General features: G+C 44.5%; 9 protein-coding genes. 2 read left to right on the plus strand and 7 right to left on the minus strand.

Features of this window, described 5'->3' with window-relative positions; translation table 11 throughout:
* Positions 1-225: 225 nt before the first annotated feature.
* Positions 226-2,763, plus strand: a complete 2,538-nt coding sequence (locus KP803_RS12210) for a choice-of-anchor D domain-containing protein (RefSeq protein WP_248009117.1) — start codon at positions 226-228, stop codon at positions 2,761-2,763.
* 168 nt (positions 2,764-2,931) lie between these two features.
* Here the strand turns inward: KP803_RS12210 and KP803_RS12215 are convergent, their stop codons facing one another.
* A complete protein-coding gene (locus KP803_RS12215; protein WP_248009118.1) occupies positions 2,932-3,945 on the minus strand; it encodes a LacI family DNA-binding transcriptional regulator in 1,014 nt (337 codons plus the stop codon).
* A gap of 215 nt (positions 3,946-4,160) precedes the next feature.
* Entirely contained in the window at positions 4,161-7,238 is a 3,078-nt protein-coding gene (locus KP803_RS12220) for a GH116 family glycosyl hydrolase (protein WP_248009119.1), read from the minus strand.
* A gap of 67 nt (positions 7,239-7,305) precedes the next feature.
* Between KP803_RS12220 and KP803_RS12225 the strand changes: the two genes are divergently transcribed.
* Positions 7,306-8,250, plus strand: coding sequence for an aldose 1-epimerase (locus KP803_RS12225; protein ID WP_248009120.1), 945 nt, complete (start codon positions 7,306-7,308; stop codon positions 8,248-8,250).
* Between the two features lie 117 nt (positions 8,251-8,367).
* On the opposite strand, the gene KP803_RS12230 is transcribed toward KP803_RS12225, so the two are convergent.
* The 5 genes from KP803_RS12230 to KP803_RS12250 form a co-directional block, all read right to left on the minus strand.
* Positions 8,368-10,785, minus strand: a complete 2,418-nt coding sequence (locus KP803_RS12230) for a glycoside hydrolase family 94 protein (RefSeq protein WP_248009121.1) — start codon at positions 10,783-10,785, stop codon at positions 8,368-8,370.
* Positions 10,786-10,891: 106 nt separating this feature from the next.
* Positions 10,892-11,983, minus strand: a complete 1,092-nt coding sequence (locus KP803_RS12235) for an ABC transporter ATP-binding protein (protein ID WP_248009122.1) — start codon at positions 11,981-11,983, stop codon at positions 10,892-10,894.
* Positions 11,983-13,335 carry a GH1 family beta-glucosidase gene (locus tag KP803_RS12240; RefSeq protein ID WP_248009123.1) on the minus strand — a complete coding sequence of 451 codons (1,353 nt, stop codon included), beginning with the start codon at positions 13,333-13,335 and terminating at the stop codon, positions 11,983-11,985. The genes KP803_RS12235 and KP803_RS12240 overlap by 1 nt, the downstream gene beginning before the upstream one ends.
* Positions 13,336-13,349: 14 nt before the next feature.
* The gene (locus KP803_RS12245; RefSeq protein WP_248009327.1) at positions 13,350-14,198 is read right to left on the minus strand and encodes a carbohydrate ABC transporter permease; all 849 of its coding nucleotides are present in this window, start codon (positions 14,196-14,198) and stop codon (positions 13,350-13,352) included.
* Between the two features lie 46 nt (positions 14,199-14,244).
* Complete coding sequence (locus KP803_RS12250) at positions 14,245-15,234, minus strand: carbohydrate ABC transporter permease (RefSeq protein WP_248009124.1); 990 nt, start codon at positions 15,232-15,234, stop codon at positions 14,245-14,247.
* Positions 15,235-15,253: the final 19 nt, after the last annotated feature.

Genomic DNA, 15,253 nt, shown 5'->3' on the forward strand with positions numbered 1-15,253 from the left:
ACACATGTTCCAAAAAAATACAAAGAGACAAAGCTCAAAAATATAACAACAGAAATACCGTAAGAATAGTCACTTACACAAAAAGTTACCGCTCCCCTTATAAACACTTTACTCATGTGAAGGGGAGCTCTACACCTGAAGGTTATGCAAGTCTTAATTATTTAAAATACCGCTCAACAGACTTAAATGACAGCAGTCTCAGCTCAATAAAATGGAGAAATAAAGATGAAAGTCTCAACTTATATTCCATTGCTGATCAGTGGAATAATGATCGTGCCCGCCAGTGCGGAATCCCTTTTTGAAGACAACTTCAATTCTGGGCTATCAAACTGGCAAAGCAGTGGAAATGTTGCTACCAATAGCAGCATTATTCTTGATGGTTTGTCGGCCTACCTTAAAGAGACTGGGCAGATAAGCAAACAGATAGACACCTCTGCTCATTCGAACCTTTCTGTCAGTTTTTATATGGCATCGAGACTGCTTGAAAGTGCCGATTACTGTTATGCCGAATACGCACTTAATGGGAGTGCCAGCTTCACACAGCTTTCGTCATTAGGAAATGGTCAAGACGATGGTAATTTTGTGTTTACCTCAAGTAGTATTTCAGACGCGACATCACTGACATTACGTTTCCGAGCAGCAACCGGTGGGGCTGATCACTGCTATGTTGAAGACGTGCTCGTCACTGGTGATGGACAACCATCAACGCCACAACCTAGTATTGATGTCGTCAGCTCAGCGAGTTTCGGTTCAATTCTCGTTGATAGCAGCGTAAGTCAAGTCGTTACCGTGACCAGTACTGGAACACAAGATTTGGCCATTAGCACAGTCTCTGGACCAAACGGTGATTTCACACTCTCCCAAGATAACTGTTCTAACGCTACGTTAAGCCAAAACCAATCTTGCGCACTGACCCTCTCTTTTTCCCCTACTTTTTCAGGCGCACACAGCAGCAGCTTAACCATTTCTAGTAACGACCCTAACAATGCAAGTGCTCTAGTATCACTATCAGGCAATGGCGTGGCCGATCAAGGCGATGGTTACGTAGAGAACTACCAACCTCTATATGGAAGCGGAAACGTCTCTAGAACGGAATTAACCCACCAAGAGCTCAACAGCAATAACCCAATCACGTACCTGACACAAATGTCCGCCGTTGCGGTTCCAAGCGAAGCGGCGCAACCCGAGCATCAGCTCGAAGGTCGGATTCAATTAAGTTCGCCAGCAACAGCGGGTATCGGCCAGTTTACAGAGCACAAAGATACCTACCGTTACACATCCAATGCGGATGATCCTCGCAAACACATTCCAGACTTCGACTTTGAGTTTGTACAAAGCGGGACGCACTTAATCCCAGTACAACGAGGTATCCAATTAAGTTCGCACCCATATTGGGAGTACATTTTAGAACCAGGACGTGTGTGGAAAGAGAACTCAGACAACGGCGATTCTCGCGCTGCTCTGCCGTTTTCAATCATGCAAAAAAATTCCAACTGTGTTCACAATGGTGTCATGAGTTTTACGTTTAATAATCAATCTATTAGTCAGGTTTCATACCAAATAGCCGCTGAAACTTGTCTTTACTACCAATTTGATATGTGGGGAAGTGTCGATGCGCAATACACACAGCAAACCGTTACCAACAGCTTACAGATTAAACAGGCCCACCAGACGTACGAATCCAGCAAAATCGAAATGCGTCCAATCAGCGAACTTGCCACAGACTACCCAAGCTCAGGAGTAGACGCGGCTAACTTCGGTCACTCTAGCGAAGTATCACCGGATCATATGTCCGTCTTTGGGGTTTACTACAATGGGGTTCACTACTCAGGGGGATGTGAAACAAGACAAGGTACGCATCCATACTGTGACCGATTAAGAGTTCCTTCTTACTCAACCGCAAAAACAGCATTAGCAGGTACAGCGTCAATGCGTTTAGAAACCTTGTATCCCGGTTACATGGACAGTCAACTGACTGATCATATCCCTCAAGCAGGGAACGATCCTGAAGGTGATTGGGCGGATGTAACTCCGAATAATGCGATTGATATGGCAACGGGTAACTACCGCCTTTCGTCAGGTTACTTGAGTGACGAATATTCAACCGCTAACGATACCGGGTTCTTCTTAGTGCTTGATCATGCAGGTAAGCTTGATTACTCATTAAGCCGCTATCCACGTAAGGCTACACCGGGGACGTTCTTTAACTATCACACCACGGATACTTACATCGCAACCGTTGCCGCGCAAAACTACATCAAGTCTCAACGTGGCAATCAGGCGGATATCTTTGATGACATCATTGTAAATGACATCTGGACACCACTTAACGTAGATGAAGGGACAAAAGATACGCGCCGTACTTATGACTCAGAAGCGATGCCATTTGGTGGATACGGATTAACGTATTTACGAGATGATATTGTGAAGGTCGTTAAATTTACATCTATCGACCGAGGCGCCATTAACGGACAACAGATGCTTGACCCTAGTGAGCTGGAAATTGCCCTGTTTAACGACCCAACGTCACCACCGCTGGATGTTCGCAGTGACAATAAGTACTACAGCAACAGTGTCTGGGCGAAGCAGAAAACCGTCGCGCCAGGCTGCGAAACCTACGTGCCTTATATGTCAGGTTACGGCGGTATCCAATTCGTTATGCTGCCAAATGATGTGATTTATTACTATGTCAGCGATAACAATGAATTTGCATGGGACAAAGCGATCACAGAAGCCGGTAAGCTAAACGCCTACTGTCAATAAGCTTTACATACGTCTGATCTAAAACAGGACGATGAGCGCCCACCTAAACAAATGGCCAAACACAATGTGATTGGCCATTATTCTTATTCAAGTAACGCTGTTAAGTCAGTCTCTAAATAAAGCCCCCGCAGTATTCATATACCGGCTTATCAAGCGTTCAAAACGACATTAACGATAAATCGATTTGGTTGATTGCCTTACGATAAGATCAATCGGTGGAAGTCGCGCTTCGTGCCTGTCACCTGAAAGAAGGTTTAATACCGACTCAGCACACACAGCCCCAATCTCTTCAATTGGCTGACGTAGTGTGGTTAATGCCGGTGTGAAATATTTAGACTCAGGTAAGTCATCAAAACCAATCACAGACACATCCTCAGGCACCTTGTAGCCGTTATCTGTCAGCGCTTTTATCGCACCGTAAGCCGTTTGGTCATTCGCGGCAAATATTGCCGAAAAGTGTACCTTCGATTCCAGTAGTTCAATGGTCTTTTCATACCCTGTCGCACTACCAAAATCCCCTTGCTTCACAAGCTTAGGGTTCACCTTTATTTCTGACTCAGATAACGCTCTTTTATAGCCCTCAAATCGAGCCCCTGAATCTGGTTGGCTTGCCAACCCCTTTATATGAGCAATATTGACATGACCTTGCTGAAGCAAATGCAACGTCGCTATATAACCCCCTAAGGTATTGTCTAGATTAAGACTGCGAATATTCTTCCCTTCAAGATCATAGCCTACTGTCACAACAGGAATCGATTCAGCCGTTTTAAAAATTAGCTCTGATTTTAAATTTCCGGTGACGATGATAACCGCATCGACATTATTTTTGGTTAAGTACTCTAAAGCATGCATCTCTAGTTTACTTTGCCAGTGCCCCGTTGCGATAACCAATGAATACCCCTGAGCGATCAACGTTTTTTCCATATCGTTTAAGATACGGCTGGTATAGGGACTATCCGGATGTTGAATCAAAACACCAATCGTCATAGAACGACGATTACTCTTCTGTTGCACAGGATAACTGGGTTTATACCCTATCGTTTTTATCGCTTGTTCAATATTCTGGCTCTTGTCATCAGACACATACGTTGTGCGATTTAAAAAGCGCGATACTGTACTAGGCGAAACTCCAGCAAGTTTAGCAACATCATAAACAGTCGGTGTCTTGGTCTTTTTTGTCATGTATATACACCTCATTTTAGCAAGCAAGAGACGCAGATTACTCATGAACTTCATGAATTCAATCAACGAATCGACAAAACGGGATCTTTATGGAAAGCCATTCGGTTAACTGGTTCCAATTTAACCAATTTTCAGTATAACGGATTTCAATAGAGCTTGTGTTTACTTACACTAAATAAGCGCAAGTAAACGTTCATATGGCGATTATAGCGCCTTTACTTGTAAAGATACGCGAAGATCATGCCCGGTCTGAAATATCGACCCGCTGTGTATTTTAAGCCGGTACTCAGTAGGAACTTATGCAATTGACGCTGCTGTGAATGTTCAATAAAGGAGCCAACGGCAGCGCTAAACGCATCGCTATCGGTCGTCAAATCTGGATTCACGCGACCATCACTTAACAGGCAGTTCGCTGATTTCAACCCTTCAAGCCAAGCGTCTGCCACCTCAGCATCGATAGAGAATGCCTCTGTTAGACTTAAAACGTCGACTGCAACCGAGCAGTTAAACCCTTCTGGCGCTGCAAATGGGATCTTCGCGTACTGGTAAAGCGCGGTATAAACAGTATTCATCAAGTTTTTAGCTTGCTCATGCTTACCGGCCAAGTTTAACGCGGTGGCCACACTGAACTGAACGCCAATCCATACATCTTGAGCTTGGAACGCCTCATGCGGTGCGCCGTTCGCTAGCGTCATGTTCGCAACACCTAACTTAGGACTGTTTTTCAGGAAGTTTTGCTCGTAAACAAAATCAAGTGCACGTTCAACACGCTCTTGTGGGAACAGTCCATCCATGCCAATCAACTTAAGGTAACTATCAGCAAGTAATGCATCGCCAAAGCTGTTATCTGAATCGAGTAGCAGGGCTTGGTACGCATCCGTAAATGCATCTGGCGCAACTTCAGAAAGTTGCTGCTTGTTGAATAAACGCTGTTCGACTTTACTTAGTGAACTGCTACTGTCAGTTTGATTTAAGTAATCGTTTAACAGATTCTTATCATCAATCGCATTGCCCGTTAATGTTAAACCTAAGCTCTCTAACGCTTCATAGCTGTGACCAGTAAGGTGCTTCGCTTGAATAGGCGTTACGTAGAAATGGTAATAGCCCGCTTGCTCATCCCACAAACTTTGCTCAACGGTTTCCAACGCTTGCTCTGAGCGAGTTAGGTAGCCTTGAGCGAGCTCTTTCTCACCCATCAACAATGCCAATTCATTGGCCGCTTTTAGACCCGCAGACCAAAGGCTTGCACAATAAATAGAGATGCCGTGTGACGATAAGTTATCAAACGTATCATCAGTGCCTCGTGTTAAGGGCAATGTATCCCCTTCTTCAACCAAGCTAGATAAGAACTCAATGCTCTCTTTTACTGCAGGCCAGCAAGACTCAACAACCGACAAATCGTTGCTGTGTTTGTAGTGACGCAGAACCATTAGAATGTACTTCGGCGCTAGGTCTTTCCACTCTTTTACATTATGCCAACTGTACGCATCAGGCTGAATGTCGTATGGACTGCCTAAATCATGAATAACTGCACCTCGAATAGCTCGGGTCCCTTGATACTTCTCATCGCACAACTCTGCATTCGGCTGATCTTCGTATTCCCAGTAGCGGCGCACCGTATCATCTTCAGCAAGAATCGCCTTAGCGAACTCTTTCATCACACAGCCATCAAGCTCAGGCAGAAGATAAAGCAGAGAGAACGAACCGTAGAAATAGACATCGAGTGAATTAAAGAACGGGTAATCCACACACTCTTTCACTAGAAACTTATCTTGGCAATCCCACACGGTTGATTCCGATAAAAACGACAAGGTATTCATTGCCATTGTCGCAAATCGAAGTGTGGTATCAGCATCAGAAATCTTTTTAGCAGTGTCCGTAATAAGCGCTTGTTGCTGCTCAATGATACGCTGCTCGATAGCGGCTAACTGAGGTAAACACTCATCTAGAATCGCTTTGGCTTTCTCTTCTTCTGAAAAGAACTGCGTATACGCTTTTTTAGACTCCCAACCGTTCAGTGAAATCTTGCTGTGATCCATCACTTGAGCAAATCGTATTTCTGTTGACTCACCCGGTTCAAGCTCGACTTGTACGGTAACAACCGCGCTTAATGGCTCACGGCCACTGTAGATGCCTTTTGCGAACTCGTCATTTACACGACCGCTGTAAAGTGCTCGAGTCACTTGGTCTTGCACTTTTGTCGTGTAAATTGAAGACTTAGTAGATACGCACACTTTGCCCGATTCTACTTGCGCTTTATCTGCCTGCACACCATAAATCACCTGACCTTCAATATCACTTTGATAAGGTGAATCACTCGCTAAACAGACTCCCGTGAATTGGGTGTTATCATGTTCAAACGTTACCGCTTCGTGACGCTGAGCAATGGCATTTTGAGTCAATGTACACGCTGAGTCCTGAATGCCATCTCGACCTTTTTTATAGGTAGAGCCGATAAGGTTGGCGAGAGGCTGAACCAGTGTGACAATCTGCGTTTTATCAGAACGGTTTTTCAGCTCAAAATGGTTCCAGTGTAGCGGCAGTGAACAGAGTTTTTTGTCCTCTTTCACCAGTGGGGAAACCACTTTACGGCTGATCTTCACATCGTCAAAGCAGTCGTATTGATATTCAGACATTGGATACAGTGCTTGGTAACGAACCTGCTCACCATCAACCGATGCTATCTCTGACTTACTGCCTACCGTTAACGCGCGTGCATTTGTGGTGTTATTGATCAGTAAACCATTGAAGAAATCTAACGCAGCGTGAATTTGGGTACTGAATGAGCTTGGATCCTCATTGATAAACAGTTGTGTTTTACTCGAAAACTCTACATTCCAACGTGTGAACGCCTCTTTATTTTCTGGGTAAAACTGTCGATTAATCAATGATGACTTAATCATTGAAATAACATCAACATCTTGAGAGAAATCGACATTTTCCCCATCGAACCTTGCCGGAAAATAATTTAAAAAAGTTTTTAACTTTTCAATATCAATTATTTCTAAGCAATCCAACCCTGTAGGAGACATCACAGAAGCGTAAAAGTCATTAAAGTGAATGTCATTTTCCGAACAGTCAATAAAAATACCGGGAATAAAACTAAAGTTCGGTGTATCACCATTAGGGGTCAGAGTGAACGTATTGCCAATACCTCCCACTGCCATCCCCGTATTTTCTGGGGTTGTTGAGATTGGCGTGTACCAAGGTTGGATAAATTCAACCGCGTCGCCTTTCTGGCTTAATGTCTTTGAGCTACCTTGGTAGCTTGAATATGGAATTTTATTCATCATTTTTAAAATCCAACATTGAATATTTTATTATGATTGTTACTATCTAAACCAAATGGAGATAATAACAATGTTCGAAATAAAAAAAGAAACATTTGGTAATTATGACTCAGTCACAATAATAAATGTTAAACATGGAATAGAACTGCAAGTAATTAATGGATTTGGCGCAATCATAAATAAGTACGTTGTCAACCACAGTCCATTTTCTTTTATTCAAGGCTATTCAAGCCCCCAAGAACTGACCGAGCAAAACCCCTACTTTTCTCGTAGTGCTAAGCTCTTTCCCTTCCCAAATCGATTGGCGAATGGCGAATATCAATTTGATGATCAACACTATCAACTGCCTGCCAACTTTCCTTGGTCTGAACACGCGGTACACGGATTACTGTACAACCAACCGTTCGATCTCATTGATACCACGGTAAACAGCAATCAAGCTTCGGTTACATTACGTTTTAAAACCGATGCATTGCATCCACAGTTTCCCCACGCTTTTGTTCTTGATATTACTTATCAAATTGACCAATCAGGTCAACTTCGCTGTTCTACATCCATAGAGAACCTAGGCTCTCAATCTTTTCCTTATGGGGATGCTTGGCACCCTTACTTTACGCTGAACACTCCGCGCGAGCATTGCTTACTGACAATGCCAAACTGCGTTGAGCTTGAGCACATTAACGATCTTCCAAGTGGTAATAAGTCCCCGTTTAACCGCTTTAACTCTGCATCCTCACTTGAGAATGTCGCTCTTAATCATTGCTTTGAGTTTGATCTTCAAAGCCCAATTGAGCTTTCACTTGAGGGTAAAGATGGCAAGTGCGCTCTTTACTATCAGCAAGATACAAGCTATCCATTCATTCAACTCTATACACCAGACAATGAACCTAGCCTAGCAATCGAACCGATGACATGCCCTGCTAATGCGTTCAATAACCGCATCGGTCTACTCACCCTTAATCCTCATCAGAAAAACCAATTTGAATGGCAATGTCAGGCACGTTATGGCGTTTAAACGTTTGTGGTTATTAGCCCCTATGGTTAATGGTTAAGCGCTTAAACATGTCATGCTATTAACTGTCTCGATGACCCAATAAGGGCACTCAATTGAGTGCCCTTATATGTTTAGCCTTTACTTAGCGCCTAGAATGACATCAACTTGATGCTCACCTGAGGTGAAAATTGGTGCTGTATTCCCATCAATCAAATCACCGTTGACGCGCATTTCCAGTACACCTTTGCAAACATTGCTTGGGTTAGTCACATGGATGTTATACACCGCACCACGGAATTGACGACGAACTTTAAACTCAGGCCATTCCGCAGGAATACAAGGGTCCACAAGTAGACCATCCACTTCAGGGCGTACACCAAGAATCCACTGTGTACCTGCTACGTAAGTCCAAGAAGACGTTCCCGATAACCAAGCATTACGACCTAACCCGAATTGCTCGTGCTCGTCGCCCAGAATGTTTTGTGGGTAACAGTACGGCTCAGATTCAAACGTATCGATATCGTCATTCTTCGACGCTGGGTTGATCTGACGGTAGTACTCGTAAGCACGCTCGCCGTTGCCCATTTTCGCTTCAGCAATCATTACCCAAGGGTTAGAGTGCAGGAAGATACCGCCATTCTCTTTTGCCCCTGGTGGGTAAGTCGAAACACCACCCAGTTTAGGATCAAAACCGTTGTAACCTGGCGTTGAAAGCTTAATACCGTTTGCTGTGTTCAGCTTGTTGTACACAGAGTCTAGCGCTTGAGTGGCACGATCTTGTGGTGCGAAGCCAGAAATCACAGGCCAGCTTTGACCATTGGTGTAGATTTGGCCTTGTTCATTGGTGTGAGAGCCAATTGGCGCGCCCGCTTCATCAAAATAACGAATAAACCATTCACCATCCCAACCACATTCATTGACCGTTGCTTGCATCTGATCGTATTGAGCTTGGAATTGCTTAGCCAGTTCGGTCTCTTCACGAAGCTGACAAAGGTCTAGCATGTCGAGTAGTGCCTTACCGTACATGTTCGCAACCATCATCGATTCTGCGCCCGTTGGCAGATTCACGGTGTCGTTCCAGTCAGCAAAACCAAGCAGTGGTAAGCCATGTTTACCCGTATTGCTGTAAGTGAAATCAATCGAACGACATAAGTGTTCCCATACGCTTGCAGATTCTACAGGATTACCATTTTTATCTTTTTGATAGAACGGAATCTCTTTCTCTAGGAACGCCGCATTGCCTGTCTCTTTTACGTACTGGGTAACGGCATAGATGATCCAAAGGTGATCATCGCCGTAGTAGTCAGGGCGATCTTCTTCTTCACGTGAATCACCTGCATTCGCTTCCATTGTAGAAGGGAAGAACTGGTGCATTGCCGAACCATTGGTATTTTGAACCGACAGTAAACGCTCAATAAACTCACGCGCTTCTTCTGGCATGTGTGTAATCACACCCAGTGTATCTTGCGATGAGTCACGGAAACCGATACCACGTGCGCCGTAGCCCAATTGGTAAAGAGATAGGTAGCGAGACCAGTTCTTCGTCGTATGACACTGACGTGGATTATGCACGTTGAGCATCGAGTTCATTGCAGGATCGGGCGTCTCGACTTGAACCGTCGCTAAATAGCTATCCCAGTGCGTGGCTAATGCTTTAAAAGCGGCATCGACATTCGCATGATCGCGATATTTCGCCATCATCGGTTCCGCTTGCTCTACATTATCCATTTGGGTTAATTGAACTACAGTACGCTCTGTTTGCTTTGGAGTTAACCAACCTAAACGAAGGTTCAGTGCACCTATGTTGTCGCCACGCAGACACTCTGTATTGCCCAGTTCTTCTTCGTTCAAAGAAGCCGGTGCTGCCCAGCTGCCGTAACCCATATTACCGATGAACTTCTGACGGTCACCATCAAACGAGGTGGCTTCACGGTCTGCCGTCATCAGGTTGACAGAAGCATCACGCTTCATGAAAGCAAACTGCTCAAGTACAGTATGACCCGACACTTGCTTATGCGCTTTTAGCGTCATTGTCTGAGGAACCCAGTCAGCGTTAAGTAGCTGCTTAAGGGCATCAAAGTGAGTAAATTCATACACAGGAACGACATCAACATGTAGCTCTTCATCGCTAATATTGGTGACTTTAATGTCTTGCAGTAAGACTGGCGCATCATTAGGTACAAAGAACGTCGCTTCACAACGTACGCCAAACGCTTCTGAGATGATCGTGGTGTAAGAAAGACCCGTGTGGTTTTCGAACTTGTCGAGCGGCTTTAGCGTCGGCGTATAGAAAGGAGAGAAAACTTCTACCTTTCCTTTTGAGTCACGCACTTTTAAGTACAGCGTAGACCCTTTAAAGTCTGAATTTGGTAGCTGTGCAATATATTTAGTAATACGGTTAAGCGCTGGATCACCCTTACAAAGCAGAACACCACCGTTGCTATCAACAATGCCACCAAAATCTAACGTACCAACGTAGTTACACCATTTGATGGGTGTACATGGTGTCGTTGCGACATATTCTTTGTTTTTATCGTCAAAATATCCGAATTTCATCGTCACTATCCCTAGCCCGATCTCATATGAGAGAGCTTCAATTAAAGTAAATTCTGATTGAATACGTGAAGGGGCTGACCTTCACGTATTGCGTAAGCCTAAGTGGTTAGATTGCTAGCGAGTTTTCGCTTAGTGCATCGAACAGGTGGAATGCATCAAGATCCAAGTAAAGCGTTAGCGTATCAACATCGACTTCAGCGGCTTGCGTTTCAACCATCAGGTCTTGTCCGCCAATCTCCGTTTTCAGAAGAATACTTGCGCCCAGAAGTTCTTTGTCTTTGATCTTCACAGGGAAAGGCAGTACTCGATCGTGGTCCACTTGCTCAGCACGTAAATGGATATCCGTAGGACGAACACCAAAGTGCAGTGCTAGATTCTTAGAAGCGTGTGCTTTGAAGCGCTCAGGTAGTGGAATCAGCGTATCGCCTAATTCAACAAAGAACTCACCCTCTTTTTCGACAAGTTGTGCATCAAGCATATTCATTGATGGGTTACCAATGAACTGTGCCACGAACTTATTCGCCGGACGTTGGAATACTTCTGTCGGCGTCCCCACTTGAGCCACATAACCATCTTTTAGAATAACGATACGGTCAGCCAGGGTCATCGCTTCAATCTGATCGTGCGTTACGTAAATCGTCGTTGTTTTAAGCTCACGGTGTAGATGTTTAATCTCTTCACGCATCACACCACGAAGCTTCGCATCAAGGTTTGATAACGGCTCATCAAAGAGGAATACCTTCGGTGTACGAACCATTGCACGACCCATAGCAACACGTTGACGTTGACCACCAGACAGCTCTTTTGGCTTACGATCCAATAGTGGATCAAGTTCAAGCATCTTCGCCGCTTTACGAACTTCAGTATCAATTTCAGCCTTAGGCATACCTTTGAGTTTCAAAGCAAAAGCGATGTTTTCGTAAACCGTCATGTGTGGGTACAGCGCGTAGCTTTGGAATACCATGGCAAGGTCGCGATCTTTCGCGTCAACCTTGTTCATCTTCTTATCACCAACGTAGATATCACCAGAAGAGATCTCTTCAAGACCTGCTAGCATACGCAGTGTCGTAGACTTACCACAGCCAGATGGGCCAAGGAAAACCACGAATTCACCATCATTTACTGTGAAATCAAACTCTTTTACTACTTCTACGTCACCAAATGATTTTTTGATGTTCTTAAATTCTACTTTAGCCATTATTTGTTCTCCTCAGCGCGCGCTAGCAGCGTATTTCGATACGTGATCGCGCTCTGTTTCAGTGTTCTTTGTTGAGTTTGATAATCGACGTGAACCATGCCAAAACGTTGGCAATAACCAAAGGCCCACTCAAAATTGTCCATCAAACTCCATGCAAAATATCCATCGACTCTAACGCCAGCCTTAATTGCTTGATCGACCGCATTTAAGTGGCTTTGGAAATAACGAACGCGTTGTTCATCATTCAACTGACCATTTACAACGCTATGATCGTCGCAAGCTGCGCCGTTCTCAGTTATGTATATTGGTGGAATATTGTCGTAACGCTCATTGAGACGCACCAATAAGTCCGTCAAACCCTGAGGATAAACTTCCCAACCAATAAAAGTGTGCTCAGCACCTTCTTGGATCACTTTTTCAATGTCACCGTTTTCGTTGTAACGCATCACATCACGTGAGTAATAGTTAATGCCGACGTAATCCACGGGGGCGCTGATAATGTCCAAATCGCCTTCTAGAATCATTGGCATGTTGACCAACTGACGCTCCACCACAAGTTGCGGATACTCCCCTTTTAATACAGGGTCCATAAACCAGTGGTAGTTTTCTGCTTCACTATAATCAGCCGCGCCTTGATCTTTGCTTGTTGCTGGGTAAGCCGGTGATGCGTTAAACACCACACCATGCTTTGAGTGAGGGGCATTGCTACGCAAAATCGGCATTGCTAGACCGTGCGCAAGCATCAAGTGATGCGAGGCTAAGAAGCCTTCACGTTCACCCTTAATGCCCGGAGCGTGATTTCCCCAGCGATAACCTAAAAAGGCAGAAACAAACGGTTCATTTAATGTGGTATATACATCAATTTTGTTGCCAAAATGCGCGCTAACCGCTCGTGCATATTCCGCAAACTTGTATGACGTCTCACGATTTAGCCAGCCGCCTTTATCTTCTAAATACTGCGGTAAATCCCAGTGATAAAGCGTCACATAAACCTTCATACCGCGAGCATGACACTCATCGATAATCTCTTCATAAAACGCAAGACCTTCAGGGTTAACCACGCCATCTTGAGGCATAATACGCGGCCAAGCGATGGATAAGCGGTAGGCATCAACACCTAACCCTTGAATCATCTCAATGTCTTGTTGCCATAGATGATAATGGTCACAGGCCACATCGCCATTGTCACCGTTATCTACCTTGTTTGGTGTCTTACAGAACGTATCCCAGATTGATGGGGTGCGGCCACCTTCAGCCACACCACCTTCAATTTGATAAGACGATGTTGCAACGCCAAAGACAAAGTCTGATTGAAGCAGTTTTGAGTCACTTGGAAGTTGATATTTATTCATCATCGTTATCCCGATTAACCTTTAACAGCGCCAGAGGTTAGACCTGAAATCATCTGCTTAGAAGCAAATAGATAGGTAATAACCAGTGGTAGTATCGAGATAGTTGTGCCAAGCATTACTGCGCCCCAAGGTGTATTTGGAATACCCTGTACGCTTCGTAGTGCCTGAGTAATCACGTAGTTATCTGGTGAGTTCAGTACCACAAGTGGCTGCATGAACATGTTCCAGAAGAAGACGAACTGTACAATGGCCAGTGTTGCTAAAGCAGGCTTCATCAATGGAAGTACTACGCTCCAGTAGGTTCTAAACTCACCTGCACCATCGAGCTTCGCCGCTTCTAGTAGCTCTTTTGGAATCGAAGCAATCACGTGCTGACGCATTAAAAAGATACCAAATGGCGTTGTGGTAAACGGAAGCCAAACGGCAATGTGATTATCCAACAAGCCCAAGAACTTAACGATCATGAAGTAAGGAATCAGGCTCAGTACAGGCGGAATCGCCATTGAACCGACCAACATACCAAACAGAACGTTCTTACCTTTAAACTTGAATACGGCAAACGCGTAACCACCCATACTACAAAACAGCAGTGAGATAGTCGTACCTAGGAACGCAACGTAGATAGAGTTAAACATTGCTGTCCAGAACGGCATGATTTCAAGTAGCTGTGCGTAGTTGTACGACAAGCTGTCGCCAATGGCTAAGCTGATGCCTGTACCAAAGATCTCACTACGATCACGCGTTGATAATAGTGCTGACCAGATAAATGGAAATACCGTAATGATTGCTGAAATAATCAATACTATTGCCAGCATCACCATCGCAACCTTAGTCATGATATGAATCACTCGGTCACTTGGCATAAGCCCTGCGAGGGGCGATGAATTTGTCTTTATTGAAGTCGTCATCTTATTGTTCCCCTAGACCTTTCTTACCAAAGAATAAGAATTGAACGGCCGTACATGTTGCGATAAGTGCAAATAGTAGCCATGAGATTGCTGATGCTGTGCCCATCTCTAACCATTCCCAACCGACTTTATAAAGGTACATAGAGATTGTTAGACCAGATTGACCAGTACCGCCGCCGCCACGAGTCAAGACAAACGGTTCTTCGAATAGCTGCAAGTTACCAATGATAGTCATCGTGATTGCGAAGAAGATAAATGGTCGAATCATCGGTAGTGAAATGTGCCAGAAGCGGTGGAAGGCGTTCGCGCCATCCATACGAGCGGCTTCTAGAATCTCTTTTGGTATCGTCATTAGGCCAGTGGTGTAAAGTACGATGTTGAAACCGGTGTACTTCCAGAAGATAACAATCGCGATAGAAGGTTTGATCATGGTTGCATCGTCTAACCAGCGAATTGGCATAGCAGTATCAACCCACGCAAATGCCCAACCAAATAGTGTGCTATCAGCCAGTGCCATCAAGGTTTGGTTGATAATGCCTGAGTTAGGCGAATACATGTTGAAGAAGATAAGCGACGCGGCAACCGTTGATGTAATGAATGGTAAGAAATACGCAGACGTTAACCAGTGACGCAGGCGGTCACCCATTGAAACTAGAATATAGGCAACAGGAATCGCAACAAGGTGCTGTGCAATACCCGATGTTAGCGCTAGCCAAACGGTGTTCTTAAGTGAACGCCAAAGCCACGGGTCAGTTAATGCAATTGAGTAGTTTTCAAAACCTACAAATCGCATTGCGTCCATCCCCTCTACAGGGTTCCAGACTTGAAATGATAGAAAAACAGAAAACAGTAACGGGAAAATCCCAAAAACAGAAAAAATGATCAAAAACGGCAGAAGGAAACCATACGGTGTAAGCGCTTTCAAATTCAGACGAGAAAAAAAGCTTTTACTTTCAGATGTATCCATGACGTTGCTCGCAGCTTGGCTCATAGTAACGACCTCTTACCAA

This window comes from Vibrio amylolyticus, from assembly GCF_023145695.1.
Taxonomy (GTDB): Bacteria; Pseudomonadota; Gammaproteobacteria; order Enterobacterales; family Vibrionaceae; genus Vibrio; species Vibrio amylolyticus.